General features: G+C 68.8%; 22 protein-coding genes. 15 read left to right on the forward strand and 7 right to left on the reverse strand.

Features of this window, described 5'->3' with window-relative positions; all coding sequences use genetic code 11:
* Positions 1-2: 2 nt before the first annotated feature.
* Positions 3-3,326 carry an error-prone DNA polymerase gene (locus AC07PR_RS14910; protein ID WP_495135734.1) on the forward strand — a complete coding sequence of 1,108 codons (3,324 nt, stop codon included), beginning with the start codon at positions 3-5 and terminating at the stop codon, positions 3,324-3,326.
* A gap of 17 nt (positions 3,327-3,343) precedes the next feature.
* Here the strand turns inward: AC07PR_RS14910 and AC07PR_RS14915 are convergent, their stop codons facing one another.
* Together AC07PR_RS14915 and AC07PR_RS14920 are read right to left on the reverse strand one after the other, a co-directional pair.
* The gene (locus AC07PR_RS14915; protein WP_495135735.1) at positions 3,344-3,739 is read right to left on the reverse strand and encodes a type II toxin-antitoxin system VapC family toxin; all 396 of its coding nucleotides are present in this window, start codon (positions 3,737-3,739) and stop codon (positions 3,344-3,346) included.
* A complete protein-coding gene (locus AC07PR_RS14920) occupies positions 3,739-4,008 on the reverse strand; it encodes an AbrB/MazE/SpoVT family DNA-binding domain-containing protein (protein WP_495135736.1) in 270 nt (89 codons plus the stop codon). The genes AC07PR_RS14915 and AC07PR_RS14920 overlap by 1 nt, the downstream gene beginning before the upstream one ends.
* Positions 4,009-4,279: 271 nt before the next feature.
* On the opposite strand from AC07PR_RS14920, the gene AC07PR_RS14925 reads away from it, so the two are divergent.
* Positions 4,280-5,089, forward strand: coding sequence for a hypothetical protein (locus tag AC07PR_RS14925; RefSeq protein ID WP_495135737.1), 810 nt, complete (start codon positions 4,280-4,282; stop codon positions 5,087-5,089).
* 79 nt (positions 5,090-5,168) lie between these two features.
* Positions 5,169-5,888 (forward strand): hypothetical protein, encoded by a 720-nt coding sequence (locus AC07PR_RS14930; protein WP_495135738.1) that lies wholly within the window; start codon positions 5,169-5,171, stop codon positions 5,886-5,888.
* Between the two features lie 164 nt (positions 5,889-6,052).
* Here AC07PR_RS14930 and AC07PR_RS14935 read toward each other — a convergent pair whose 3' ends face one another.
* On the reverse strand, positions 6,053-7,096 hold the full coding sequence (locus AC07PR_RS14935; RefSeq protein WP_495135739.1) for a hypothetical protein: 1,044 nt from the start codon (positions 7,094-7,096) through the stop codon (positions 6,053-6,055).
* Positions 7,097-7,451: 355 nt separating this feature from the next.
* On the opposite strand from AC07PR_RS14935, the gene AC07PR_RS14940 reads away from it, so the two are divergent.
* From AC07PR_RS14940 to AC07PR_RS14950, 3 genes are all read left to right on the forward strand, one after another.
* A complete protein-coding gene (locus AC07PR_RS14940; protein ID WP_495135740.1) occupies positions 7,452-8,936 on the forward strand; it encodes a hypothetical protein in 1,485 nt (494 codons plus the stop codon).
* A gap of 249 nt (positions 8,937-9,185) precedes the next feature.
* Entirely contained in the window at positions 9,186-10,058 is an 873-nt protein-coding gene (blaOXA, locus tag AC07PR_RS14945; RefSeq protein ID WP_495135741.1) for a class D beta-lactamase, read from the forward strand.
* A 43-nt stretch (positions 10,059-10,101) separates the two neighbouring features.
* A complete protein-coding gene (locus tag AC07PR_RS14950) occupies positions 10,102-10,596 on the forward strand; it encodes a copper chaperone PCu(A)C (protein ID WP_483109098.1) in 495 nt (164 codons plus the stop codon).
* Positions 10,597-10,636: 40 nt separating this feature from the next.
* Here the strand turns inward: AC07PR_RS14950 and AC07PR_RS14955 are convergent, their stop codons facing one another.
* Complete coding sequence (locus AC07PR_RS14955; RefSeq protein WP_377157069.1) at positions 10,637-11,572, reverse strand: LysR family transcriptional regulator; 936 nt, start codon at positions 11,570-11,572, stop codon at positions 10,637-10,639.
* Between the two features lie 162 nt (positions 11,573-11,734).
* Here AC07PR_RS14955 and AC07PR_RS14960 point away from each other — a divergent pair, with 162 nt between their 5' ends.
* On the forward strand, positions 11,735-12,775 hold the full coding sequence (locus tag AC07PR_RS14960) for a zinc-binding alcohol dehydrogenase family protein (RefSeq protein WP_495135742.1): 1,041 nt from the start codon (positions 11,735-11,737) through the stop codon (positions 12,773-12,775).
* Positions 12,776-13,009: 234 nt separating this feature from the next.
* Positions 13,010-13,999 carry a type 1 periplasmic-binding domain-containing protein gene (locus AC07PR_RS14965; protein WP_377157072.1) on the forward strand — a complete coding sequence of 330 codons (990 nt, stop codon included), beginning with the start codon at positions 13,010-13,012 and terminating at the stop codon, positions 13,997-13,999.
* A gap of 64 nt (positions 14,000-14,063) precedes the next feature.
* Here the strand turns inward: AC07PR_RS14965 and AC07PR_RS14970 are convergent, their stop codons facing one another.
* Entirely contained in the window at positions 14,064-15,182 is a 1,119-nt protein-coding gene (locus AC07PR_RS14970; RefSeq protein ID WP_495135743.1) for a TFIIB-type zinc ribbon-containing protein, read from the reverse strand.
* 150 nt (positions 15,183-15,332) lie between these two features.
* On the opposite strand from AC07PR_RS14970, the gene AC07PR_RS14975 reads away from it, so the two are divergent.
* A complete protein-coding gene (locus tag AC07PR_RS14975) occupies positions 15,333-15,905 on the forward strand; it encodes a phasin family protein (RefSeq protein WP_495135744.1) in 573 nt (190 codons plus the stop codon).
* Positions 15,906-16,059: 154 nt separating this feature from the next.
* A complete protein-coding gene (locus AC07PR_RS14980) occupies positions 16,060-16,662 on the forward strand; it encodes a DUF642 domain-containing protein (protein ID WP_495135745.1) in 603 nt (200 codons plus the stop codon).
* A 140-nt stretch (positions 16,663-16,802) separates the two neighbouring features.
* On the opposite strand, the gene AC07PR_RS14985 is transcribed toward AC07PR_RS14980, so the two are convergent.
* Entirely contained in the window at positions 16,803-18,299 is a 1,497-nt protein-coding gene (locus AC07PR_RS14985) for a carboxypeptidase M32 (protein WP_495135746.1), read from the reverse strand.
* A gap of 65 nt (positions 18,300-18,364) precedes the next feature.
* Positions 18,365-18,847, reverse strand: coding sequence for a YqaA family protein (locus AC07PR_RS14990; RefSeq protein ID WP_431102026.1), 483 nt, complete (start codon positions 18,845-18,847; stop codon positions 18,365-18,367).
* 21 nt (positions 18,848-18,868) lie between these two features.
* Between AC07PR_RS14990 and AC07PR_RS14995 the strand changes: the two genes are divergently transcribed.
* The 5 genes from AC07PR_RS14995 (at position 18,869) to AC07PR_RS15015 (ending at position 23,563) form a co-directional block, all read left to right on the forward strand.
* Entirely contained in the window at positions 18,869-19,783 is a 915-nt protein-coding gene (locus AC07PR_RS14995; RefSeq protein WP_495135747.1) for a substrate-binding periplasmic protein, read from the forward strand.
* 74 nt (positions 19,784-19,857) lie between these two features.
* The gene (gene dusB, locus AC07PR_RS15000) at positions 19,858-20,979 is read left to right on the forward strand and encodes a tRNA dihydrouridine synthase DusB (RefSeq protein WP_483109091.1); all 1,122 of its coding nucleotides are present in this window, start codon (positions 19,858-19,860) and stop codon (positions 20,977-20,979) included.
* Positions 20,976-21,209 (forward strand): helix-turn-helix domain-containing protein, encoded by a 234-nt coding sequence (locus AC07PR_RS15005; protein WP_088406111.1) that lies wholly within the window; start codon positions 20,976-20,978, stop codon positions 21,207-21,209. Before dusB ends, AC07PR_RS15005 begins: the two co-directional genes overlap by 4 nt.
* Positions 21,210-21,248: 39 nt before the next feature.
* Entirely contained in the window at positions 21,249-22,829 is a 1,581-nt protein-coding gene (purH, locus tag AC07PR_RS15010) for a bifunctional phosphoribosylaminoimidazolecarboxamide formyltransferase/IMP cyclohydrolase (RefSeq protein ID WP_377157086.1), read from the forward strand.
* 215 nt (positions 22,830-23,044) lie between these two features.
* Entirely contained in the window at positions 23,045-23,563 is a 519-nt protein-coding gene (locus tag AC07PR_RS15015) for a porin family protein (protein ID WP_377157087.1), read from the forward strand.
* The last annotated feature ends 330 nt before the right edge of the window (positions 23,564-23,893 follow it).

The following is a 23,893-nucleotide window of genomic DNA, read 5'->3' on the forward strand; positions in this document are numbered from 1 at the left end:
CCATGTCCGCCCTCCCTGGCGCCTCGGCCCTTCCCGACTACGCCGAGCTGCGTTGCCTCAGCAACTTCAGTTTCCTGAAGGGGGCGAGCTGGCCCGAGGAACTGGTCGTGCGCGCCAAGGAGCTCGGCTACGCCGCGCTCGCGATCACCGACGAGTGCAGCATGGCCGGCATGGTGCGCGCGCACGTGGCCGCGAAGCAGCACGGCATGAAGCTGCTGGTGGGCAGCCAGTTCCTCATTGAACCCAGCGGCGCCCCAGGACGCGCCTCAGGCGCGTTGGGCACGTCGGGCACGTTGGGCGAGCAGGATGCGGGGGACGAAGGCCCGTTCACGCTGGTGGTGCTGGCCTGCAGCCTGAACGGCTACGGCAACCTGTGTCAGTTCATCTCGCGGCTGCGGCGCTCGGCCGAGAAGGGCACCTACCACTGCACGCGGGCCGACCTCGGCCCGCAGACGCTGGACGACTGCGTCGTGATCGCCTGCCCCGACCGACATGCGACGCCGGCGCAATTGCTGTCGATGGCGCGCTGGCTGTTGTCGCGCTTCACCGGGCGTTGCTGGCTGGGCATCGACCAGCCCCAGCACGCCGACGACGAGATCCGCCTGCTGCGCCTGCGCGAGGCCGGCGCGCTGACCGAAATCCCGCTGGTGGCCGTGGGCGACGTCACCATGCATGTGCGCAGCCGCAAGCCGCTGCAGGACGTGCTGACGGCCACACGCCTGGGCAAGCCGCTGACCGAGTGCGGCCAGGCGCTGGACCGCAACGCCGAGCGCCACCTGCGCCACCGCAGCCGCCTCGCGCTCAGCTTCCCGGCCGACCTGCTCGCCGAGACGCTGCGCGTCGTCGAGTGCTGCGAATTCAGCCTCGACGAACTGCGCTACCACTACCCGTCCGAGGTCGTGCCCGACGGCCAGACGCCGGCCAGTCATCTGCGCCGTCTGACCTACGAGGGCGCGGGCCGTCGCTGGCCCGAGGGCGTGCCGGCCGCGGCCAGCGAGCAGATCGAGCGCGAGCTCGCACTGATCGAGGAACTGCGCTACGAGCACTACTTCCTGACGGTGGCCGACATCGTCCAGTTCGCGCGTTCGCAGGGCATCCTGTGCCAGGGCCGCGGCAGCGCGGCGAACTCCATCGTCTGCTACTGCACGCACGTGACCGAGGTCGACCCGGCGCGGATGCAGGTCCTGTTCGAGCGCTTCATCAGCAAGGAACGCAACGAGCCCCCGGACATCGACATCGACTTCGAGCACGAGCGCCGCGAGGAGGTCATCCAGTACCTCTACCGCAAGTACACGCGCGAACGCGCGGCGCTGGCGGCGGTGGTGATCTCCTACCGCGTGAAGAGCGCGCTGCGCGACGTCGGCAAGGCACTGGGCTTCGAGCCCGAGGTGCTGGACACGCTGTGCGGCAACCATCAATGGTGGGACGGCCAGACCATCGATGCCGAGCGGCTGCGCGAGTCCGGGCTCGAGGCCGACGACCTCGCGGTGCGCCAACTGGTCGAGATCACGTCGGAGCTGCTGGGCTTCCCGCGACACCTGTCGCAGCACCCGGGCGGCTTCGTGCTGACGCACGGACCGTTGACCCGCATGGTGCCGGTGGAGAACGCCTCGATGCCGGACCGCACCGTCATCGAGTGGGACAAGGACGACCTCGACGCGGTGGGCTTGCTCAAGGTCGACGTGCTGGGGCTGGGCATGCTCACGGCGATCCGCAAGACGCTGGACTTCGTCGGCAAGCGCGAGCGCTATCCGTTCGAGCTGAAGGACATCCCGGACGGGGACGACGAGACCTACAAAATGATCCAGCGTGCCGAGACCATCGGCGTGTTCCAGATCGAGAGCCGCGCGCAGCGCAGCATGCTGCCGCGTCTGAAGCCGGAGACCTTCTACGACCTGGTCATCGAGGTCGCGATCGTGCGTCCCGGGCCGATCCAGGGCGGCATGGTGCACCCCTACCTGCAGCGACGTCAGGGCTTCGAGGAGGTCGTTTATCCGCAGGGACTGGAGACGGTCCTGAAGCGCACGCTGGGCGTCCCGGTCTTCCAGGAGCAGGTGATGCAGATTGCGATGATCGCGGCCGGATTCTCAGGCGGCGAGGCCGACGAACTGCGACGCTCGATGGCCGCGTGGAAGCGCAAGGGCAACCTGGACAAGTACCGCGCGAAACTGATCGACGGGATGCGGGAACGGAACTACCCGGTGTCTTTTGCCGAGCAGATCTTCGAGCAGGTGAAGGGCTTCTCGGAATACGGCTTCCCGGAGTCGCACGCGGCCTCGTTCGCGCTGCTGGTCTACACGAGCAGCTGGCTGAAGCGGCACCGGTCAGCCGAGTTCCTGGCGGGACTGCTGAACGCGCAACCGCTGGGCTTCTATTCGCCGAGCCAACTGGTGCAGGAGGCCAGACGCAAGGGTGTCGAGGTGCTGCCGCCGGACGTGATGCACAGCGACTGGGACTGCACGCTGGAGCGCGCGGATGGGCGTGTCATCCGTCCGACGCAGCGCGGCGCGGCCGCCGACACGATCGATGCGATGCCGCTGGATGAGGACGGCATCGTCGTGGAAGACGATGGCGACCCCTACCTCGACGCAGAGGAAGCGCTCGCGGCCGACGCGGCGCCGGTGAAGGTGCGGCTGGGATTGCGGCTAGTCAAGGGACTTCAGCAGGCCTCGGCGGGACTGATCTGCCGCGAGCGTCGGAACGGCCCGTTCAACGACGCGGAGGACTTGGCGCGACGCACCGGACTGAACCAGCAGCAGATGACGATGCTGGCGGCGGGCGATGCGTTGACCAGCATCAGCGGCCACCGCCGCCAGCAGATGTGGGATGCGGCCGCGCAGCATGCGCCGCCGCCGCTGCTGGCTTCTGCGCCGGTGCAGGAGGATTTCCTCGCGCTGCCGCAGGCGCCGGAGGGCGAGGAGATCGTCTTCGACTACGCGTCGCTGGGCCTGACGCTGCGCCGCCACCCGCTGTCGCTGCTGCGGCCGCTGCTGCGCGAACAGCGCTGGATGTCGGCCGAGGAACTGAACGAATTGCCCGACGGCCGACCGGCGCGCGGCTGCGGGATCGTGACGGTCAAGCAGCAGCCGGCGACGGCCAAGGGCACGATCTTCATTTCCCTGGAAGACGAGACCGGCGACATCCAGGTCATCGTCCACCGCGCGCTGTGGCAGCGGCAGCGGCACGTCATGCTGCACTCGCGCCTGATGGCGGTGAAGGGCAAGTGGCAGCGCAGCGGCGACGTGCGCAACCTGATCGCCGGACACCTGCAAGACCTGACCCCGATGCTGGGACGGTTGAGGACGGAGAGCCGGGATTTTCATTGATCCGGTCCGGCTGGGACTCAGGGGGCCCTTGCATCGAAGCCCAGCCGTCGCAGCCTTCGAATGGCGCCGCGGTCGAAGCTCATGAAAATCGAACCGCCGCGACGGCGCCCCTCAAAGGCAATGAGCCCATCGGCGAAGTCTCCCCCCAAGTCCAACACTTCAAGCCCTGCATCGGCTGCTTCCCTATCCACCTCGACTCGAGGAATCAACAGCAACTGTCGGATCGCAAGGCCGATGTTCGCGGCGCTCACCGAAAATTGCGAACGCAGTACCCAGCACACCTCACACAAACTGGCGACCACGATGACGATCATGTCTGCGCCTTCGAACGCTTTTTCAACAAGCGCCTTTTGACACGGGTCATCATCGAGGACGATTCGACACAGCAAGTTGGTGTCGGCAGTCACCTTCATCACCGTTTCCCCGCCCAGCCGTTCTCGATCGCCTTCTTGATCTGCTTCAGCGACACAAGTTTCTTCCTCTTGCGCGTCCGATCCGCAAGGATTCCGACAATACTTTCGATGCGACTGCTCTTCCTGGTGACGTGCAGGATGCAGGTTCCGTTCGACCAGAAGTCGACATCGATCGCCTCCCCAGGCTCGATGCCCAGATGCTGGAGGATCTCCGGCGGAATTCGAACTTCGTCAGGTGCGCAGTCGGTACTGATCTTCATCTTCGTCAACACAGCCACTCCTTCAACGCGGCACAACAACGTGCTCGATGAAGGAAAGCGTAGCCCTCAACGCCGCCGAAAAACCGCCTCTCCCTCTGACTTCCGTCAATGGTGGGAGAGATCGCAGCCCATCCCCCGGATGTAGGTCCCGTCCGACGATCACATGCGACCTTGTGGGGATGCCCGTGGAACGCGGCTTGCGGAAAGATCGACTCAACTGTCCTTCTGCCGACCTCGCCGCCGACCTCGCAGGTCACGCCGGAAAGGCGGCCTCAAGACCATGAAGAAGATCGCCGCCCTTCCCGATGCGATGCCCGTCCCGGCACCGGTCATCTGTTCCCCGTCCTGGGCCCTGCTCGGCATCGAGCCGTTGCGTGCCGCGATGGAATACGCCAGCTGCCGCATGATGGACCGCAGCGGCCATCCGCCCGGTGACGGACACCCCGTCATCGTGTTCCCCGGCCTGGCCGCGGACGCGCAGTCGATCGCGCCGCTGGTGGGCTTCTGCCACGGGCTCGGTTATGCGGCACGCGACTGGGGACGCGGCATCAACACCGGTCCCACCGGCGACATCGACCTGTGGCTCGACACGCTCGCCGCCGACATCGAGGCGCTCGTCGCCGGACAGTCGCAGCCGGTGTCGCTGGTGGGCTGGAGCCTCGGCGGCATCTACGCCCGCGAGATCGCCAAGCGCATCTCGCTGCCGGTGCGCCAGGTCATCACGATCGGCACGCCGATCACCGGCGAGGCGACGCAGACCAACGTCAGCCTGATCTACCGCTGGATCAACGGCACGCTGCCGGTGCTCGACGACGACTTCAAGTCGCGCCTCATCGCCGCGCCGCAAGTGCCGACGACCTCGATCTACAGCCGCAGCGACGGCGTCGTCGCATGGCAGGCCTGCGTGCAGCCCGAGGACCATCCGATGGTCGAGAACGTCGAGGTCGACGGCAGCCATTGCGGCCTGGTCTGGAATCCCGCCGTCCTCAAGGTCGTGGCGGATCGGCTGTCGCATGCGCCTGATACATGGCGTCGATACGGCGAAAGCACCGAGCCCGCAGCCATGACCGCCACTCGGTCGATGAACTGAACACCGACTGATGTCACCCGCTGGACGAACGGAGGGCCGCTGAAGGAAATGGCGAACCGGACCAGGTTGAGCCGGACTCATGGCCCTTCCTCATCAACCGTCCTTGTCCATGTCGTTTCCTCTCCCGACCCTTGAAGCCTTCGTCATCAATCCGCTGAGCGGGGACGTGTTCGTCCAGAGCATGGCGAAGTACGCACCCGCCGAGAAGCTGGCCACCGAACTTTTCCGACGCCCCATGCCGGACACCTTGAAGGGCAAGGCGGCCCACATCGAGGATTGCGCCCGGTACGTCCAGGACCATACCGAATTGGCCGAGTGCCCACGCTTTGCGCCGAAGCTGGCGACGCGCTTCGATCAACTGCGGACCCAGCTCAAGTCCTGCACCGACGGCCTGCAGACGCTGCGCATGGCGCGGGAAGCAAAGTCCATGGTGGCCTCACTTGTCTTGAGGCTCGCTCCCGCCGGCGACGTCAAGATCAAGCCCTATGGCACCCCGCCGGGCAACATCCCCGAGATGCTGGACTTCCTTGACTACCCTTACAACGTCCAGGCCCTGGCCGTCGATCACATGCGCCCGGACGCGCTCGACATCATCACCGCGCTGTTCAACCAGTCGTTGGAGCAATCGAGGGAATTCCTGGAAGACAGTGACTTCGGTCCTTCACCCGACGCCCTCATCCTTGCCGCCGAGAACGGCCAGTCTTTCGATTCGGTGCGGCGAAAGATGTTGAATTCGGCGGCGAGCGCCTCTCTCCATAGCGGTCGTCACAACAGTTGTTACGACGTCGAGTACGGTTGATCCGAGAAGGGCTCTGGGCACCGCGCTCATCGCCCTGCGGACATCGCGCGACCGCAGGCTTGCGGTCGCGCGGTGATCATCTGATCAACGCGATCAGGATGATGATGGGAATGGGCACGCCCAGGAAAAAGAGCAGCAACGATCGCATGTGAGTTCTCCTTGTCTCAATCGATGAGGTCGCGCTGCCGGCCGCCGAAGGTGGCCAGCAGACTTGCGGTGAACGCGCCGATCAGCAGCGCGACAACCATCCACAACGCCGTCGTCAGCGCCGTCTTGCGAGCGGCGTCGGCGGCTTCACGGGCACGGGTCTCCAGGGCTTGCGCCTCGGCGCGAGCCCGCTGCAGCGTCTCGGTGACGCGCCGCTCCGCCTCCGCTTGCGTCAGGCCGGTGCGCTGCGCCACCAGTTGTCCCGCGGCGCGCGTGTCTTCCGGCGACAGCGTCCCGCCATCGCGCAACGCACGCACGAGCAGACGATTCAACGACGCCGACGACTGCTCGTCCGCATGGACCATCGAGGCATCGGGCCACGCGCGCAGCGTCGCCGGATTGGCCCCGGCGGGCGCCGCAGAGGACGTCGATGCCGTTGTCGGCGCCGTCGCTGCGGGCCGCAGCAGCGTGTCCACGTAGTAGCCGAAATCGCCGCTCCCCAGCGCGGTCCGCGCGGTTCCCGAAGAACTGCCCTTCACGCCGGACTCATCCGCCGCAGTCCCGGCAGCAGCTGTCGCAGCCGCCGCCCCTGTGGCCGCGGTCCCGGCCGCCAACGCCGCGCCCTTCACGCCGATCCCGGCGATCGCGCCGACCGAGGCGGTCAGCACGGCGGCGGTGAACAGCGTGGCCACCGCCCACGACAGCAGGCCATGGGCCGTGTCGCGGAAATGGACCTCGTCCGCGTCGGTATCGCGCCATCGCACGCGCAGCCGGCCGGCGAGATAACCGCCGAGTCCGGACGCCGCCAATTGCGTGAACGCGAGCCAGACGATGCCCGCCACGCCCAGCGTCGCGGCGCTCGCGCCGTCGCCGGCCCAGGGCGACGCGGCGGCCAGTCCCAACCCCGCGCCGAGCAGCAGCAGGATCAACGACAGCGCCGCCGCGGCAGCGGCGCCGGCCAGCACCGCGCCCCATGACACTGCGGAAGTCGACGCGCGGGGCGCGACGATTCCACCGACATCGGCCTCGCCTGGATACCAGGCCTCATTCTTTGCCACCATGGCAGTCCCCTCGAGTTGTGATGGACAGCTACAGGCAAGGGGCGGGCCTGACGTTTCGTTACCCTCCTCTCCACCATCCGCCGGCCGACACCCAGATCCGCAGGTCGGCAGGTCGGCAGGTCGGCACGTCGGCACGTCGGCACGTCGGCACGTCGGCACATCGGCAGGTCAGCAGAAGGTCCACGGTCAACTGTGAGCAGTCAGCAATCAGCGGGTCAGCGGGTCAGCGGGTCAGCGGGTCAGCGGATCAGCGGATCAGCGGTGAACAGGCCGGCCCCGCGTAACCTACGCACGTAACGCCCGTTACGCCGATGCCGTCACACCGCCGAAGCACCCGGCGCAGAATGCGCCTCCAATGACCGCTCCCGCCGCCTCCCTCGTCGCTGCCGCTCCGGCCGCCGACCTGCCCTTGCATCGCATCCAGTTGCTGCCGCAGGGGCTGCGCATCGACGGACTGCCCGAACTGCGCGGCCGGCTGCTGCCGCGCCTGCTCGCCGCGCTGCTGCAGGCGCACGAGCAAGGACTGGCGCGCATCGACAGCCCGTGCTCGCGCGCCGAGCTGCGCGAGCGCATCGCCGGCATGGCCGAGCTGCACCGCACGCAGGTCTGGCGTGCGCTCGCGCTGCTCGACGACGGACCGCTGGCCGCGCTGATCGAGGCCAGCGCCCGCAGCAGCGGCCCGTTCTGGCTCAACGCCGCGCTGCTGCCGACCTGCCGCTTCGAGATCGACGGCGAACCCGCCACCGGCCAAGCCCTCGCCCGATGGCTCGGCCAGCAGCGCCCGGTGCGCGCGCCAGCCGCCGCGCCGCTGCTCCCGCTGGCCTACGCCGAGGCGCTCGCCCGCGCCGACTACCTGCTCGACCGCGGCGAACTCTATCCCGCCCGCCTCGCGTTGCAGCAGGCCGCGCAGCACGTGCCGCCGGGGGACGACGCCGCCGCCGCCGCGCTCGGCCTGCGCCGCGCCCGCATCGCGCGCCGGCTCGGCGACTGGGCCGCACTGCAGGACGAGCTGCGCGACCTCGGTCAGACGCTCAACAACAGCCGCCTGCCGCGCCTGGAGCGACGTCAACTGCGCGCCCGTGTCGCCATCCTCGCGGCCTGGCACTGGTTCGGCAGCCTCGGCCAGGCGGCGCCCGCGCTGGAGAAACTCGACGAGGTCGATCCCGACGTGCTCGCCGCCGACTCCACGCTGCGCTGCGACCACGGCAACCTGCGCGGCATCGTGCTGCGCGACCTCGCCATCGCCCGCGGCGACGCGGCGCTCGCGACGCAGTCGCTGGCCAGCCTCGGCGACGCGCTGCGCAGCGCCTCGCTGGCCGGACTGCCCGACGCGCTCCAGGTCTGCGCCGCCAATCTGTCCAACGCGCTCGGCCGGCTTGTCGAGGCCGACCTGCTGCCCGCCGACGGGCCGGGCATCGAGGACGCGCTGCGCTGGCTGCTGCTCAGCGACGCGCTCTGCGCGCGTTGGCAGCTGGGGCGCAGCTCGCTGCTGAACACCATCTTCCTGCTGCGGCTCGCGGCGCTCGGACACCTGGACTTCGCGGCGCTCCAGCGACTGGCCACCACGCAAGGCCTGCCCCTGCCGGCCACGTCATTCGGCGACCTCGCGGCGCAGCGCTGGGCCTCCTGCCGGGCACGGCAGTCGCAGATCCCGGCTGATCAGCGCTGTGCGTTCCTGTTGCTGTGGGCGCGGCATGCGCTCGATGAAGGTGATGCGTTCAGCGCCACCGACCTCGTGCGGCAAGCCAGGCTGCAGGCGCGCAAGCTGCGCGATGAAGGGGCCAGGCGGCGCTATCTCGACGAGGCCGAGGCGTTGATGCCGCAGTCGCGGCAGGCGTGAGGTCCTTTGAACACGGCGGGAGGTCGAGCGCGGGCACTCCACGACGTGGGGGGCATCGCCTCCGCGAACCCCCCACATCATTCCGGCCCCGGCAGCACTCGCTGTGATCGGGCCTTGGCGGAACCGGAGGGACGGGAGCGGCGGGCGCAACGGGCGGACCGGGCGCAACGGGCGTAACGTCACTTCGATGCGGTCCGGGGTCGGTGGACTTCGCACACTGGCGGCATCCCTCACAGACCGGAGACCGCCATGTCCTTTCCACGCCTGATGGCGAGCGCCCTGCTCGCCTGCCTCGCCCTCACGGCCTGCCGCGCATCGATCGCGCAGTCGCCGTCCACCGCCTCGGGCGCCGTCGCCACCGTGCCCGCCGATCAGCGCGAGCGCTGGGAAACCCGGCCCGAGCTGCAACGCCACTTCACCGAGCTCGGCACGAAGGGCACGCTCGTGCTGCTCGACACCCGCGCGCATCGCTGGATTGCGTCGGACAGTGTCCGCGCTTTCGAAGGCTTCCTGCCGGCGTCGACCTTCAAGATCCCGATGTCGCTGATCGCGCTGGAGACCGGCGCCGCCGTGGACGAGACACAAGCCTTCAAGTGGGACGGCACGAAGCGCCGCATCGAGGACTGGAATCGCGACCAGACGCTCGCCTCGGCCTACAAGGTGTCGGCGGTGTGGGTGTTCCAGTCGCTGGCGCGGCAGATCGGCCAGCCGACGGTGCAGCAGTTCGTGCGCGACTTCCGCTACGGCAATGCCGTCGCCGGTCCGATCGGCGACCGCTTCTGGCTCGACGGCGACATGCGCATCTCGGCGGTCGGCCAGATCGAGTTCCTGCGCCGCGTGCATGACCGCGCGCTGCCGCTGTCCGACCGCACCTACGACATCGCGCGCCAGGTGATGTTGCGGGACCAGGGTCCCGGCTGGCGCCTGTACGCCAAGACCGGCTGGGCCGACAGCACCAGGCCGGGCCTCGGCTGGTTCGTCGGCTGGGTGGAGCAGGACCGCGACGCGCGTCCCGTCTACTTCGCCCTGAACATGGACATGACCGATCCCGCCTTCTCCCCGAAACGGGCGGAGATCGTCCATCAGGTCCTGCGCTCGATGGGCGCGCTCGAAGAGCGATGACCGATACTTCCGGATCGTCATAGATCCTGGATTGGACGCCCCGATGAAGACCCGTTCCCTTGCCCGCCTGGCACTTGTTCCCGCCCTGCTGCTGACCGCCGGTCTGGCGCAGGCCCAGGTCGTCGTCGCCGACGCCTGGGTGCGCGCGACGGTGCCGCAGCAGAAGTCGACGGGCGCCTTCATGCAGATCAAGTCGCCGACGGACGTGAAGCTGATCTCGGTCAGCACGCCGGCGGCCGGCGTGGCCGAGGTGCATGAGATGGCGATGGACGGCGACGTGATGCGCATGCGGCCGGTGACCGCGCTGGCGGTGTCGGCAGGCAAGCCGGTGGAACTGAAGCCCGGCGGTTATCACGTGATGCTGATGGACCTGAAGGGCCCGCTGAAGACTGGCGACGCGGTGCCGCTGACCTTCGTGTTCGAGAGCGCGGACAAGTCCCGCTCGACGGTCACCGTCCAGGCCCCGGCAAGGACTGGCCCCGTCGTGTCGCCCGATGCCAAGGACCCGCACGCGGGTCACGGCGACCACAAGCATTGAACGGCTGCCGAGCGGCGCGCTCCTGCGCTCTCCTGGCGCGTCAGCGCCTGAGGCCCTCCGCCAGGTGATCCACCAGCGCCTTCAGCCGTTGCGGCAGGAAGCGCTGGCTGGGCATCAGCGCATGCAGCGGCATCGGCCGCCCGACCCAGTCCGGCAGGACCTCGACCAGCGCGCCGCTCGCCAGGCTGTCGCGGATGTCGAGGCAGCTCTTGTAGGTCAGTCCCCGCCCTTCGAGGGCCCACTGATGGGCGATGCCGCCATCGTCCGCCGTGCGGCGCCCCTGCACCGTCACGTCCAGCGGCGCCGCCTGCATCGCGTCGCGTCGCCAGAAGCGCCATTCGCGCTCCAGCCGGTCGCCGATCTTGAAGCGGATGCACTCATGCTGCGTGAGTTCCCCGGGATGCGACGGCCGGCCGTGCCGCTTCAGGTAGTCCGGCGAGGCCACCAGCAGCCGGCGTCCGTCATGGAGCTTGCGCGCGACCAGCCGTGAGTCGGCCAGCTCGCCATACCGCAGGGCCAGGTCGACCTCGTCGCGCACGACGTCCTGCAGCGCATCGCCCACGTTGAGCTGCAGCTCGACCCCGGGATGCCAGTCGAGGAAATCATCCAGCAGCGGCAGCACGATGCGCCGCGTCAGGTCGCTGGACGCGCTGACGCGGATCCGCCCGCGCAGCGCCGTCGCCCCGCGCCCCTTGGCGGAAGCCTCGTCGCCGCCCTCCGAGACCAGCGCGAGGCCTTCATCGAGCAGCTCGAGCGCGCGCTGCGCGTAGTCCCTCAGCCGTTCGCCGGCGGCGGTCAGCCGCAGCGCCCGGGTGCTGCGCTCGGCGAGCCGCACGCCCAGCCGCGCCTCCAGCTTCTTCAGCATCGCGCTGGCCGCCGCGGGCGTGATACCCATCTGCCGCGACGCCGCCGTCAGGCTGCCGCCGCGCGCGCATTCGATCAGCAGGCGCAGTTCGGCGGTGTTCTCGATGTCCATGGCGGCTCCCTCCGGCGATCTTCAATCCCGTGTTGAAACTGATAGCGATTCAGCGCTCTTCATTGATTCTGCCGGAAGGCTCACCATTCGTTCCCACAGCATCCCGCTACCTCCGTCCTTCCCCACCTTTTCCCTTCCATCCGAACCTCCAGGAGTCCCGCCATGAAAGCCGTCGGCTACTTCAAGTCCCTGCCCATCACCGAGGCCGAGTCGCTCATCGACCTCGAGCTGCCCACGCCCGCCCCCGGTCCGAAGGACCTGCTGGTCGAGGTCGCCGCCATCGCCGTCAACCCGGTCGACACCAAGATCCGCGTGCGCCGTGCCAGCGCCGACGGCTCGACGCCCGTGATCCTCGGCTGGGACGCCGTCGGCACGGTCCGCGCGATCGGACCGGAGGTGACCGGCTTCGCCGTCGGCGATCGCGTCTGGTATGCCGGCGACATCACGCGTCCCGGCAGCAACGCGCAGTTCCAGTGTGTCGACCATCGCATCGCCGCGAAGGCGCCGGCCTCGCTCAGCGACGCCGAAGCCGCCGCGCTGCCGTTGACCGCCATCACCGCCTGGGAGCTGCTGTTCGACCGCCTGCAGGTGCAGCAGCAGCCGGAGCGTCCGGTCAGCCTGCTGGTGACCGGCGCGGCCGGCGGCGTGGGCTCGATCCTGGTCCAGCTGGCGCGCCGGTACGACCACCTGACGGTCATCGGCACCAGTTCCGAGCCGGACGGTGAAGGCGGCAAGTGGCTCCAGGCGCTGGGCGCGCACCACGTGATCAACCATCGCGAACCGATCGCCCCGCAGATCGCCGCGCTGCAGAAGCACGGTGTGCCGCCGCTGCGCTACGTCACCAGCCTCACCCACACGCCGCAGCACTTCCAGGGGCTCGTCGAGGCGCTGGAGCCGCAGGGCAAGCTGGCGATGATCGACGACTTCGGGCCGAACGACCTGGACGTGATGGCGCTCAAGGGCAAGTCGCTGTCACTGCACTGGGAACTGATGTTCACGCGCAGCATGCATGCGACGCACGACATTGCCGCGCAAGGCCGCCTGCTGAGCGAGGTCGCGGCCCTGGTCGACGCCGGGAAGATCCGCACGACGCTGTCCGACGTCGTCGGCCCGATCACCGCCGAGACCCTCAAGCGCGCTCACGCGCTGCAGGAGAGTCAGCGCCAACGTGGCAAGCTGGTGCTGCAGGGTTGGCCTCTCTGAGCCTCGTGCGCTGTACGGCCTGCGTTGCGCGCATGCCGCACTTCCTGTCACGACTGTGACGTCTTACCGCCCCGGCCCGCCGGGGCGTTTTCATTCGTGGGGACTTCCGGGAAAACCTCCAGTGCGCGCGCCCTCCGCGCAGGCGATACCTCCGGACTCGGACGCCACCAAGCAGTTCGGGCGACAAAGTCAACGAACGGCCGACCACGGCCACGAAGAACAAGAGGGATCGTCATGAACATCCGCAAGGTCCTGGCCGGCGCCCTGGTCGCCGTGCTGCCGGCCGCATGGCTGTGCGCCGCCGCGCCCGCCGCCGCCGCCACCATCGGGGTCATCCTGCCGGGCAGTTATCCAAGCGCCGAGCAGGCCGAGGAACTCCAGCTCGGCATGACGCTGGCACTCAAGACCTGGCCCGGCGACGCCGCGCCCAAGCTGATCGTCAAGGACAGCGGCTGCGACGCCCGCAAGGCGGACGCCATCTCCCAGGAGTTCATCAAGGCCAAGGTCGACGTCGTGCTGGGCAACTGGTGCGAGATCAACGCCGGCGCGGACGCGCTGCGGGCCGCGGGCATCCCCTTCATCTCCAGCAACGCGGAGCGGATGAAGGCCCAGGACCTGCAGCTGCAGCTGGGCCGCATCGAGCTCAATGCCGGCGAGAAGATCGCCGCCGACCTGCGCCGCCAGACCGGCCTGCGGATCAGCGCGCGGACCTCGTGCTGGATGGACTTCGACGCGACGCTGTCGGAGCGCGTCGACGCCGTGCTATGCCCGGTGCTGACGATCGACCGCGGCCGCTGGGACCAGGTGGCCAACACCTACGGGGCCGCGTTCCGCAAGCCGTTCACGGCCTCGGCAGCGCGCGGTTACGCGGCGATGGAAGTGGCGCTGAACTATCTGCGCCGCGCCAAGGGCATGAAGCCCGCGGCCGCGCTGAAGGAAACCCAGTCGATGGCGACGCTGCTCGGCCCGGTGCCCGCGCTGGACGCCCCTGCGCCGACCACGGCGCTGCAGCTGGTCTTCCGGCACGACTTGCCCAAGCTCAATCCGCAGCAGTCGCAGACCCTGGACAAGCTGGTGAAGACCAAGGGCTGCGGCTGCCCGGGCGGGACGCTGCGCAACGGCTGCCCGCGCGATTCGGGCCCGTGGGGCGAGCTGCCCTTCGTCGTGCGCGGCGGCGGCACGCCCGCGGCCTGCGCGAAGCCGATCGGGGTGCTGGAACTCTGACCGGGCGCCGCCCACGGCGCGCCCTGCGTGTTCATTCGGGCGCCAGGCTCACGGCGCGCACGGATCACTTCAGCAACAGAGAAGCCAGACGCATCGCGATCTCGATCAGCGTGGGCGGCGAACCGTCCGAGGACGAGGGCCAACCCGACGACGACCAGTCGCGCCCGCCATCACGGCGGCCCTCGCGACGCTCGTTCTCCGCGTCGTAGCGCTTCTCGTACTTGCCCTTCCAGAACAGGCCGTGCTTGCCGCCGGCCGGATCGCGCTGCTCGAAGTTATAGGAGGCCAGCCGCGCGCGGCGCTCGCGCTCGAGCTGCTCGTCGGCCTCCTGTCCATCGTGTTCGAGGGCGTCGAGCAAGGGTCCCAGGTCGTCCATCGACGGCGCGACGACCGTGTGATGGCAACCCCCGCAGCGCGTCTCGCGCGTCGGGTCCATCGGCGCGCCGCAACCGCGGCAGGACCAGCCGACCGGCTTGCCGCCGTTGGGCATCAGCAGCGGCTCCGACGGCGAGCGCCTGCGCAGCGCATTCGCCAGGCGCGGCATGTCCACCATCAGCAGCGGGCTCTTGCACCACGCGCAGTCCTCGCTCTTGCCGTCCGCCGGGCCGCCGCAACTCAGGCACGACAGCGTGCGCTTCTCGGCCTGCAGCGCGTAGCGTTCGCCGGGCAGCAGGGGGCGGACCAGGCCGCGCTCGGCCAGCATGCCGGCCTGGCTATGCAGATGGCCGCCGCAGCTGCCGCACTCCAGCACCGGGAAGCGCCCGTAGCGCGTGAGGTTGCGAACCTCTTTCAGCGCCTTCGCGCACAGCGGGCAGGCGCGGTTCGGCTGATGCGGCCGGTCGCTTCGGCGCAGGCGATTCAGGTCGCGCAACAGCTGGATCCACGCGGCCGTCGAGAGATGCACCGACTCGCGCGCGTCGAACCAGACCAGGCCGCAGGGCTCGCAATGATCGATGTCGACCGTCGCCGGCGCGTGGTGGCCGGGCAGGCTCACGTGGCGCATCGGCGCGCGGCATTGCGGACAGTCGATGAACGCGCCCTTGCGCAGCGGCAGCTCGGCCGCCATCGCCAGCGGCGGCAGGGCCGGGGACGGATCAGTCAGCGGCTGGGGCACGGTGTCGGGGAATTCGTCGCCGGGGTGGCGGCCCCGCGACGAGGTCGGCAAAGAGGGCGGCAAGGACATGGCCAATATTCTGGTCCCTGCACCCATCGCCCCGATGGGGGGTTGCGGGTCAGGTCGAAGTCAGCGTGAGGCACGACACGCCGCCTATAGTCCGGTTCTCGGCGAGCGACGGGCCTCAGATCCCTCGCCCCACGACGACAAGGAATGCCCATGGTCAAGAAGCAACAGAAGACGGCCGCGCCCCAGCCCGCGCAAGGCCGCCGCAAGGATGCCGGGTCCGCCTCGCCAGACTCGGCCAAGGCGGCCAAGGCGGTCAAAGCATCCAAGGCCAAGGCGGCCGAAGCGGCGGACACGCCGTTCGCGGAGCAGGTGAAGACCTCGGCGCAGCAGATCTGGTCGGCCGGGCTGGCGGCGTTCGCGAAAGCGCAGGACCAGGGCACCACCACCGTCGGCAAGGCCGAGGCGACGCTCGACGCCACCGCGCGCCGGATGAGCGATCTGGCCGGCGAAGTCGGCTCGCGTGCCGGCCAGCATTGGGACAAGCTGGAATCGATCTTCGAGGATCGCGTGGCGCGCGCGCTCACACGGCTGGGCGTGCCGGCGGCGGACGACGTCGCGCAGTTGAAGGAACGCATCGGGGCGCTGTCCGCGGAAGTCGCGATGTTGCGTGCCGCGCAGGCCGGCGTGGCGCCCAAGCCGGCGACCAAGCCCAGCCCGAAGCGCCCGACGACGAAGGCCGCGAAGGCCACGAACGCCACGAAGGGCGGCAAGCGCACCACCTGACCCCGGCGCGCCGCGCTGCGGCGTGCACTGCGTCACGAAACGCATCGCCATCCCCATCGCCCAGGGGGATGGCACCCGCGAGACGGTCTCGAACAATTCGACACAAGCGCAGACGCTCCTGCGCACCTCTTGTCGAACTTCCCGAGCCTGTCCCATGAAGCGCCTCTTCGCCGCCGTCCTCTTCGCCGCCCCGCTGGTCGCCCTGGCGGCCCCGGTGAACCTGATCAACAACGGCAGCTTCGAATCGAACGCGATCGGCAACGGCAGCTACAGCATCGTTGGCAGCACCGCCGGCTGGACCGTCGGCCCGAACGGCCTGGAGATCCGCAACAACGTCGCGGGCAGCGCGTTCAGCGGCGGCAACTACGTCGAGCTCGACACCACCGGCAACAGCTGGATCAGCCAGACGCTGAACACCGTGGCGGGCGCGACCTACACGCTGTCGTTCTCCTACGCCAACCGCCCCGACTTCCGCAGCGCCGCCAGCAACGGCATCGACTGGAGCATCGGCGGCCTGAGCGGCCTGGTCGGCAACAACACGACCACCACCTGGCAGACCCTGACCACCACCTTCACCGGCACCGGCAGCCCGATGACGCTGCGCTTCGCCGCGGCGGGCATCAGCGATTCCTACGGCACCTCGCTGGACAACGTCAGCGTCAGCGCCGTGCCGGAACCGCAGAGCATCGTGCTGCTGCTGGCCGGCCTCGGGATGATGGGCGTCGTCGTGCGCCGCAAGGCCGCCGGCAAGGCCTGACCCCGCCAGGGGCGAGCTGTCATCCAGCATTCGAGTCCTCGACGACTCGTTGGGAGCGCCGTGGGTAGAGACCGCGGACGCGCAAGGAGAAAAGGGCACCCCACGCGGGGTGCCCTTTCCATTGGCGATGCGGCGTCGCGTCAGCCCAGGTAGCGCGCTTCCAGATGGCGGCGGAAGTGCGCCGGATTCAGCGCCTCGCCGCTGGCGCGCTGCACCAGCTCCGGCGTCTCCCAGCGGCTGCCTTGCGACCACACGCGGGCCTTCAGCCAGTCGAAGACCGGCGTGAGTTCGCCGCGCGTGATCTCCGCATCCAGCGTGGGCCGCTCGCGGCGCATCGTCGCGAACCACTGCGCCGCGTACATCGCGCCCAGCGTGTAGCAGGGGAAGTAGCCGTAGAGCCCGCAGCCCCAGTGCACGTCCTGCATGCAGCCGTCCTTGTAGTTGCCGCGCGTGTCCAGTCCCAGCAGTTCCTGCATCTTGGCGTCCCACAGCGCGGGGATGTCCTCGACCTCGATCTCGCCTTCGATCAGCGGGCGTTCGATCTCGTAGCGCAGGATCACGTGCGCCGGGTAGGTCACCTCGTCGGCGTCCACGCGGATGTAGCCCGGCGCGACGCGCGTCATCAGCTTGTGCAGGTTGTCCGCGGCGAATCCCGGCTGCTGGCCGAGATGGCGCTCCACCAGCGGCTGCAGCAGTCCGGCGAAGCCGGGATGCGAGGCCAGCTGCATCTCGAAGGACAGGCTCTGGCTCTCGTGCAGGCCCATCGATCGCGCGCCGGCCACCGGCAGGCCGAGCCACTCGCGCGGCAGGTTCTGCTCGTAGCGGCCGTGGCCGGTCTCGTGGATGGTGCCGGTGAGGCTCTGCAGGAAGCCGTCGTCGCGATACCGCGTCGTCATCCGCACGTCCTCCGGCACGCCGCCGCAGAACGGATGGGCGCTCTCGTCGAGGCGACCCGCCTCGAAGTCGAAGCCCAGCAGCTTCATCGCATCCAGGCCCAGCGCGCGTTGCGACGCGGCGGGGAACGGCCCTTGCGGATGGATGACGCTGTCGGTCGACTGACGCGCCATCACCTGCCGGATCAGGCCGGGCAGCCACTGGCGCAGATCGCCGAAGACGCGGTCGATGTCGGCCGAACGCATGCCGGGCTCGTAGTGGTCGAGCAGCGCGTCGTAGCGACTCAGGCCCGAATCATCGGACAGGCATTGCGCCTCTTCCCGCGCGTAGCGGACGACCGGGCGCAGGTTCTCGACATAGCCGGTCCAGTCGTTGGCGGCGCGCTGATGGCGCCACTCATGCTCGCAATGCGAGTTGGCCAGCGAGCGCGCCTCCACGAGCCGCTGCGGCACCGCGTTCGCCGAGCGCCACACGCGGCGCATCTCGCGCAGCGAGGCGCGCTGGAAGTCGTCGAGCGGCTCCTGCGCCGCGTCGTCGAGCAGTTGGCGCAGCGCCGGGTCGGTGCCCAGCTGGTGCAGCAGCCCGCCCATCTCGGCGAGCGATTCGGCGCGGGCTTGCGCGCCACGCGCCGGCATGAAGGCGGACTGGTCCCACGAGGCGATCGCCTGCAGGTGGGACAGACGATGGATGCGCTGGTGGCGCTGGCACAGGGCGTCGTACGCCGGGGTGCTGGGGGTGCTCATGGGGGGTCTCCTCTTGGGTCCCGGAATTGTGCCGGGAAGCCCAACCCACCCGCGGCCGACGCGGCTCACTCAAAAATGGCGATGCCGATGGCGGTCATGAGCAGGTAGCGCATGAATTTGCCCACCGCCATGTAGGCCACGCAAGGCCAGAACGGCAGACGCAGCCAGCCCGCGAGGGCGCATAGCGGATCACCGACGATGGGCAGCCAGCTCATCAGGCAGGTCCTGGCACCGAAGCGACGCAGCCAGCCGAGCACGCGCTGGTCCCGCGGCGTGTGGTGCACGGCGGCTTCGTACGCGCGTTCCGCGCCGTAGCCCATCCACCAGGTGATCGCGCCGCCGATCGTGTTGCCGGCCGTGGCCACGAGGATCGCGGGCCAGAAGAGCTCCGGCTTCGCGTGCACCAGCAGCAGCACGACGGGCTCCGATCCCATCGGCAGCAAGGTCGCCGAGACCAGCGCGATGACGAACACCGCGCCCAGCCCCACCTGCGGGAGAGATAGGGTCTCCAGCATCAGGTGAATCATCTGTTGCAGCCAAGCTTCCATGCGTGGGATTATCTGAAGACCATGTCCTTGCGCCGCCTTGCCGTCTCGTCGTTCGCGTTGATCGGCCTGACCGTCGCCGGGTCGGGGCCCGGCGGGCCGCCGCAGTGGGGTGTCGTCGCGATGGCGCAGACCGCGCCGCCGCAGTCCGCCCCACAGGCAAGCGCGGCGCCCGGGCCGTCGACGTCCCCGCAGACTTCCCCGGCACCGATCGCCGGCTGCCCGATGCTGATCGCGTCCGGCAATCCTCAGTATCCCCCCTACCTCTGGCGCGATCCGACGGACGAGCAGAAGCTGGTGGGGGCCAATGCGGACATGATGCAGTGGTTCGCCGCGGAGATCGGCATCCCGATCGAGACCCGCTACGTCGGGCCGTGGGGCCGCGTGCAGGAGGAGATGCGCGCGGGCCGCATCGACCTGATCGCGGGCGCCTTCTTCACGCTGCCGCGTACCGAGTACATGGACTACTTCCACCCCGCGTTCCGCGAGACGCGCAGCGTCATCTGGACGCGGACCGCGGCGCCGGTCGCGTACAAGCGGTGGAGCGACCTCGCGCCCAAGCAGGGCGTGACGGTGATCAACAACAGCTTCGGCGTCGAGTTCGACAACTACGCCCGCCAGTCGCTGAAGATCAGCCAGGTCGCGAGCATCGAGCAGGCGATCCTGATGCTGCAGCGCGGCCGCGCCGACTACATGATCTATGAGGACACGCCGGCCGAGGCCTATGCCGCGCGCAACGGCGGTCCGGCGATCCAGCCGCTGATGCCGGCGATCGCGCGCGAGGGCCTTTACGTGACGCTGTCGCACCGCTCGCGTTGCAACTCGCCGGAGCTGCGGGGCCGCATCGCCCGCGCGGTCTACAAGCTGTCGCAGGACCGCGTGATGAACCGCTTCGTCGAGCAGGGCTTCATGCTCTGGCGCAAGCAGCCGTCGCTCTGACGGGAACTGGGAACGGGCGGGTCGGGGGCGGTATACTTCTGCCTCATTTTTGTGCAACCGCCCCACTGTTCCCGATGCCCACGCCGCTGCCCGGCCCTCTCACGCTGGGTCCCTACGTCCTGCCGAACCGTCTGTTCGTCGCCCCCATGGCGGGTGTGACCGACCGGCCCTTCCGCGTGCTGTGCAAGAAGCTCGGCGCGGGGTATGCGGTGAGCGAGATGGTGACCTCGCGCAAGGACTTGTGGAACAGCCTGAAGACCTCGCGCCGCGCGAACCATGAGGGCGAGTCGGCGCCGATCTCCGTGCAGATCGCCGGGACGGAGGCGTCGATGATGGCCGAGGCCGCCGCGTACAACGTGGACCGTGGCGCGCAGATCATCGACATCAACATGGGCTGCCCGGCCAAGAAGGTCTGCAACAAGTGGGCCGGTTCGGCGCTGATGCAGGACGAGGCGCTGGCGCTGGAGATCGTCGAGGCGGTGGTGGCCGCGTGCGCGCCGCGCGGCGTGCCGGTCACGCTGAAGATGCGCACCGGCTGGTGCCAGGCGGAGAAGAACGCGGTGGCGCTGGCGCGCGCGGCGGAGTCCGCCGGTATCGCGATGGTCACCGTGCACGGCCGCACGCGCGAGCAGGGCTACAGCGGCCGCGCCGAGTACGACACGATCGCCGCGGTGAAGGCGGCGTTGCGCATCCCGGTCGTCGCCAACGGCGACATCGACACGCCGCTCAAGGCGCGCGAGGTGCTGGCCGCCACCGGCGCGGACGCGATCATGGTCGGCCGCGCGGCGCAGGGCCGCCCGTGGATCTTCGCGGAGATCGCGCACTTCCTGGCCACCGGCGAGGAACTGCCCGCACCGCGCATCGCCGACGCCAAGGGCTGGCTGATCGAGCACCTGCACGACCACTACGCGCTGTATGGTGAACTGACCGGCATGCGCAGCGCGCGCAAGCACATCGGCTGGGCCGTGCGCGCGCTGCCCGGCGGCGAGGACTTCCGCCGCCGCATGAACACCCTCGAGAGTTGCGACGACCAGGTCCGCGCGCTGACGGACTGGCTCGACGCGCTGGCGGACGACCATGACCGGCTGCCCTACCTGCCGGCGAACGACGACAGCCTCGAAGACGACAACACTGACGCAGCCGCCGCCGCGAACGACGAACAACACCAAGACCAAGAAAGAAGGCTGACGGCATGACGCCCAAACCGATCGACTCCTGCATCCGCGAAAACCTGGAGGTCTACTTCCGCGACCTCGGCGGCGAAGTCCCGCACTCGATGCACGAGATGCTGATCCGCCTTGTCGAGAAGCCGCTGCTGGAAGTGGTGATGCAGCACAGCGACGGCAACCAGAGCAAGGCCGCCGAGTGGCTCGGCATCAACAGAAACACGCTGCGCCGCAAACTCGTCGAACATAAGTTGATCTGAGCCCCGCGCGCCGAACCGAATCCCCTTTAGAGAGCTCCCATGGCCCAACTCACCGCCCTGATCTCGGTCTCCGACAAGACCGGCATCGTCGATTTCGCCAAGGCGCTGCACGCGCTGAACGTGCGCCTGCTGTCCACCGGCGGCACCGCCAAGCTGCTGGCCGACGCCGGCCTGCCGGTGACCGAGGTCGCGCAGCACACCGGCTTCCCGGAGATGCTGGACGGCCGCGTGAAGACGCTGCATCCGAAGATCCACGGCGGCCTGCTGGCCCGCCGCGATCTGCCCGAGCACGTCGCCGCGATCCAGCAGCACGGCATCGACACGATCGACATCCTGGCGGTCAACCTGTACCCGTTCGAAGCCACCGTCGCCAAGCCCGGCTGCACGCTGGAGGACGCCATCGAGAACATCGACATCGGCGGTCCGGCGATGGTCCGCAGCGCGGCCAAGAACTGGAAGGACGTGACGGTGCTGACCGACGCGTCGCAGTACGCGCAGGTGCTCGAGGAGCTGAAGGCCGACGGCAAGACCAGCGACAAGACGCGCTTCGCCGCATCGGTGGCCGCCTTCAACCGCATCGCGCAGTACGACGCCGCGATCAGCAACTACCTGAGCGCGCGCCTGGAAGACGGCTCGCTGTCCGAGTACCCGGCGCAGATGAACAGCAGCTTCATCAAGGTGCAGGACCTGCGCTACGGCGAGAACTCGCACCAGACCGCCGCGCTCTACCGCGACCTGCATCCGGCGCCCGGCTCGCTGGTGACCGGCAAGCAGCTGCAGGGCAAGGAGCTGAGCTACAACAACATCGCCGACGCGGACGCCGCCTGGGAATGCGTGAAGAGCTTCGACGCACCGGCCTGCGTGATCATCAAGCACGCGAACCCCTGCGGCGTGGCCGTGGCGGCGAACGCGGCCGAGGCTTACGCGAAGGCCTTCAAGACCGACCCCACCAGCGCCTTCGGCGGCATCATCGCCTTCAACCGCGAGGTGGACCGCGCCGCCGCGGAGCTGGTGTCCAAGCAGTTCGTCGAGGTGCTGATGGCGCCGTCCTTCAGCGCCGAGGCGCGCGAGGTCTTCAAGGGCAAGGTCAACGTGCGCCTGCTCGAGATCGCGCTGCCGCCGGGCGGCGCGCGTCCCTGGGACCAGGGCCGCAACGCGCAGGACGTCAAGCGCGTCGGCTCGGGCCTGCTGGTGCAGACCGCCGACAACCACTTCCTGACGAAGGCCGACCTGAAGGTCGTCACGACGCTGCAGCCGACGGCGCAGCAGCTGGACGACCTGATGTTCGCGTGGACCGTCGCGCAGTACGTGAAGAGCAACGCGATCGTCTTCTGCGGCGGTGGCATGACCCTGGGTGTCGGCGCCGGCCAGATGAGCCGCATCGATTCGGCGCGCATCGCGTCGATCAAGGCGGAGAACGCCGGCCTGCCGCTCACGGGCTCGGCCGTGGCGAGCGACGCGTTCTTCCCGTTCCGCGACGGCCTGGACGTGCTGGCCGATGCGGGCGCCTCCTGCGTGATCCAGCCGGGCGGCTCGATGCGCGACGAGGAAGTCATCGCCGCCGCCAACGAGCGCGGCATCGCGATGGTGTTCACGGGCGTGCGCCACTTCCGTCATTGAGTGCGAGCGCGCCTTCACCGTCGCGTGAAGGCGTCGTCAAACACACATCCGGCCCTCGCCCCACGATGGCCCCGCGACGGTCTTGCCGTCGCGCGGGGACAACTGCGGAAAGAAATGTGACATGTTCGCGGCGCTGGCGATCGGGTTTCCCCTGATCCCGGTGCTACCTTGCGCTCCGGCACCGTTCTGGTGCTGTTGTTCAAGAGCAAGCAAACATGAAAAAGATCTCCGCCATTGCCGCCGCCCTCCTGCTGGCCGGCGCCGCCCAAGCCCAAGCACCGAAGCCAGAGCTGTACGGTGAGGTGGGCTACAGCTTCATCACCATCGACGCCGGCGGCACCGACCTCGAGCCGGGCCTGCTGCGCGGCCTCGTGGGCTGGAACGTGCACCCCTACCTGGCCGTCGAAGGCATGCTGGCCACCGGCGTCAAGGACGACAACACCTTTGGCGTCAAGACCAAGGTCTCGAACGCCTACGGCGTGTACCTGAAGCCGAAGTACGACTTCGGCAACGGCTTCGAAGTGTTCGGCCGCCTGGGCTACGTGCACACGAAGATCAAGTCCAGCTTCGGCAACGAGTCCGGTTCCGACAGCGACGGCGACGTGTCGTACGGCGTTGGCGTGAGCTACTCCTTCAACAAGCAGTGGTACGGCGCGCTGGACTACACCAGCTACTACAACAAGGACAGCGTCAAGGCGACCGGCGTGACGCTGGGCGTCGGCTACCGCTTCTGATCGCCGCGATCGCCTCGCGGCGATCCGGACGGGCTCCTCGGAGCCCGCGAGACAAAGCCCGGCTTCGGCCGGGCTTTTGCGTTGTTGGAGCAATAGGGCCCTGACCCAACTGATCTGGATGCATCAGTTCGGAGCGCGCCACTCCATCGCAGGCGGACAAGTCCGGCGTAGTGCAGATAGATCACCAAGGCCCGTGTGGCGGAGCCGAAGAGCGTGTCAGCGTCGGGAACGACGATCACACCTTCGCGCATGGACTGAAAGTCTCGCAATGCTCGAAATGCGTCAAGTGACTGACGCGGATTAGTCATTGGTCTCTACTCGGGATCGCAC

It is taken from the genome of Roseateles sp. GW821-FHT09H11 (genome assembly GCF_059415845.1).

What these genes read in the sequence shown, in the direction of transcription:
- AC07PR_RS14910 (WP_495135734.1), top strand. Translation starts at nt 3, where the DNA reads ATGTCCGCCCTCCCTGGCGCCTCGGCCCTTCCCGACTACGCCGAGCTG.
- AC07PR_RS14915 (WP_495135735.1), bottom strand. Translation starts at nt 3,739, where the DNA reads ATGAAGGTGACTGCCGACACCAACTTGCTGTGTCGAATCGTCCTCGAT.
- AC07PR_RS14925 (WP_495135737.1), top strand. Translation starts at nt 4,280, where the DNA reads ATGAAGAAGATCGCCGCCCTTCCCGATGCGATGCCCGTCCCGGCACCG.
- AC07PR_RS14930 (WP_495135738.1), top strand. Translation starts at nt 5,169, where the DNA reads ATGGCCCTTCCTCATCAACCGTCCTTGTCCATGTCGTTTCCTCTCCCG.
- AC07PR_RS14935 (WP_495135739.1), bottom strand. Translation starts at nt 7,096, where the DNA reads ATGGTGGCAAAGAATGAGGCCTGGTATCCAGGCGAGGCCGATGTCGGT.
- AC07PR_RS14940 (WP_495135740.1), top strand. Translation starts at nt 7,452, where the DNA reads ATGACCGCTCCCGCCGCCTCCCTCGTCGCTGCCGCTCCGGCCGCCGAC.
- blaOXA (WP_495135741.1), top strand. Translation starts at nt 9,186, where the DNA reads ATGTCCTTTCCACGCCTGATGGCGAGCGCCCTGCTCGCCTGCCTCGCC.
- AC07PR_RS14950 (WP_483109098.1), top strand. Translation starts at nt 10,102, where the DNA reads ATGAAGACCCGTTCCCTTGCCCGCCTGGCACTTGTTCCCGCCCTGCTG.
- AC07PR_RS14955 (WP_377157069.1), bottom strand. Translation starts at nt 11,572, where the DNA reads ATGGACATCGAGAACACCGCCGAACTGCGCCTGCTGATCGAATGCGCG.
- AC07PR_RS14960 (WP_495135742.1), top strand. Translation starts at nt 11,735, where the DNA reads ATGAAAGCCGTCGGCTACTTCAAGTCCCTGCCCATCACCGAGGCCGAG.
- AC07PR_RS14965 (WP_377157072.1), top strand. Translation starts at nt 13,010, where the DNA reads ATGAACATCCGCAAGGTCCTGGCCGGCGCCCTGGTCGCCGTGCTGCCG.
- AC07PR_RS14970 (WP_495135743.1), bottom strand. Translation starts at nt 15,182, where the DNA reads ATGTCCTTGCCGCCCTCTTTGCCGACCTCGTCGCGGGGCCGCCACCCC.
- AC07PR_RS14975 (WP_495135744.1), top strand. Translation starts at nt 15,333, where the DNA reads ATGGTCAAGAAGCAACAGAAGACGGCCGCGCCCCAGCCCGCGCAAGGC.
- AC07PR_RS14980 (WP_495135745.1), top strand. Translation starts at nt 16,060, where the DNA reads ATGAAGCGCCTCTTCGCCGCCGTCCTCTTCGCCGCCCCGCTGGTCGCC.
- AC07PR_RS14985 (WP_495135746.1), bottom strand. Translation starts at nt 18,299, where the DNA reads ATGAGCACCCCCAGCACCCCGGCGTACGACGCCCTGTGCCAGCGCCAC.
- AC07PR_RS14990 (WP_431102026.1), bottom strand. Translation starts at nt 18,847, where the DNA reads ATGGAAGCTTGGCTGCAACAGATGATTCACCTGATGCTGGAGACCCTA.
- AC07PR_RS14995 (WP_495135747.1), top strand. Translation starts at nt 18,869, where the DNA reads ATGTCCTTGCGCCGCCTTGCCGTCTCGTCGTTCGCGTTGATCGGCCTG.
- dusB (WP_483109091.1), top strand. Translation starts at nt 19,858, where the DNA reads ATGCCCACGCCGCTGCCCGGCCCTCTCACGCTGGGTCCCTACGTCCTG.
- AC07PR_RS15005 (WP_088406111.1), top strand. Translation starts at nt 20,976, where the DNA reads ATGACGCCCAAACCGATCGACTCCTGCATCCGCGAAAACCTGGAGGTC.
- purH (WP_377157086.1), top strand. Translation starts at nt 21,249, where the DNA reads ATGGCCCAACTCACCGCCCTGATCTCGGTCTCCGACAAGACCGGCATC.
- AC07PR_RS15015 (WP_377157087.1), top strand. Translation starts at nt 23,045, where the DNA reads ATGAAAAAGATCTCCGCCATTGCCGCCGCCCTCCTGCTGGCCGGCGCC.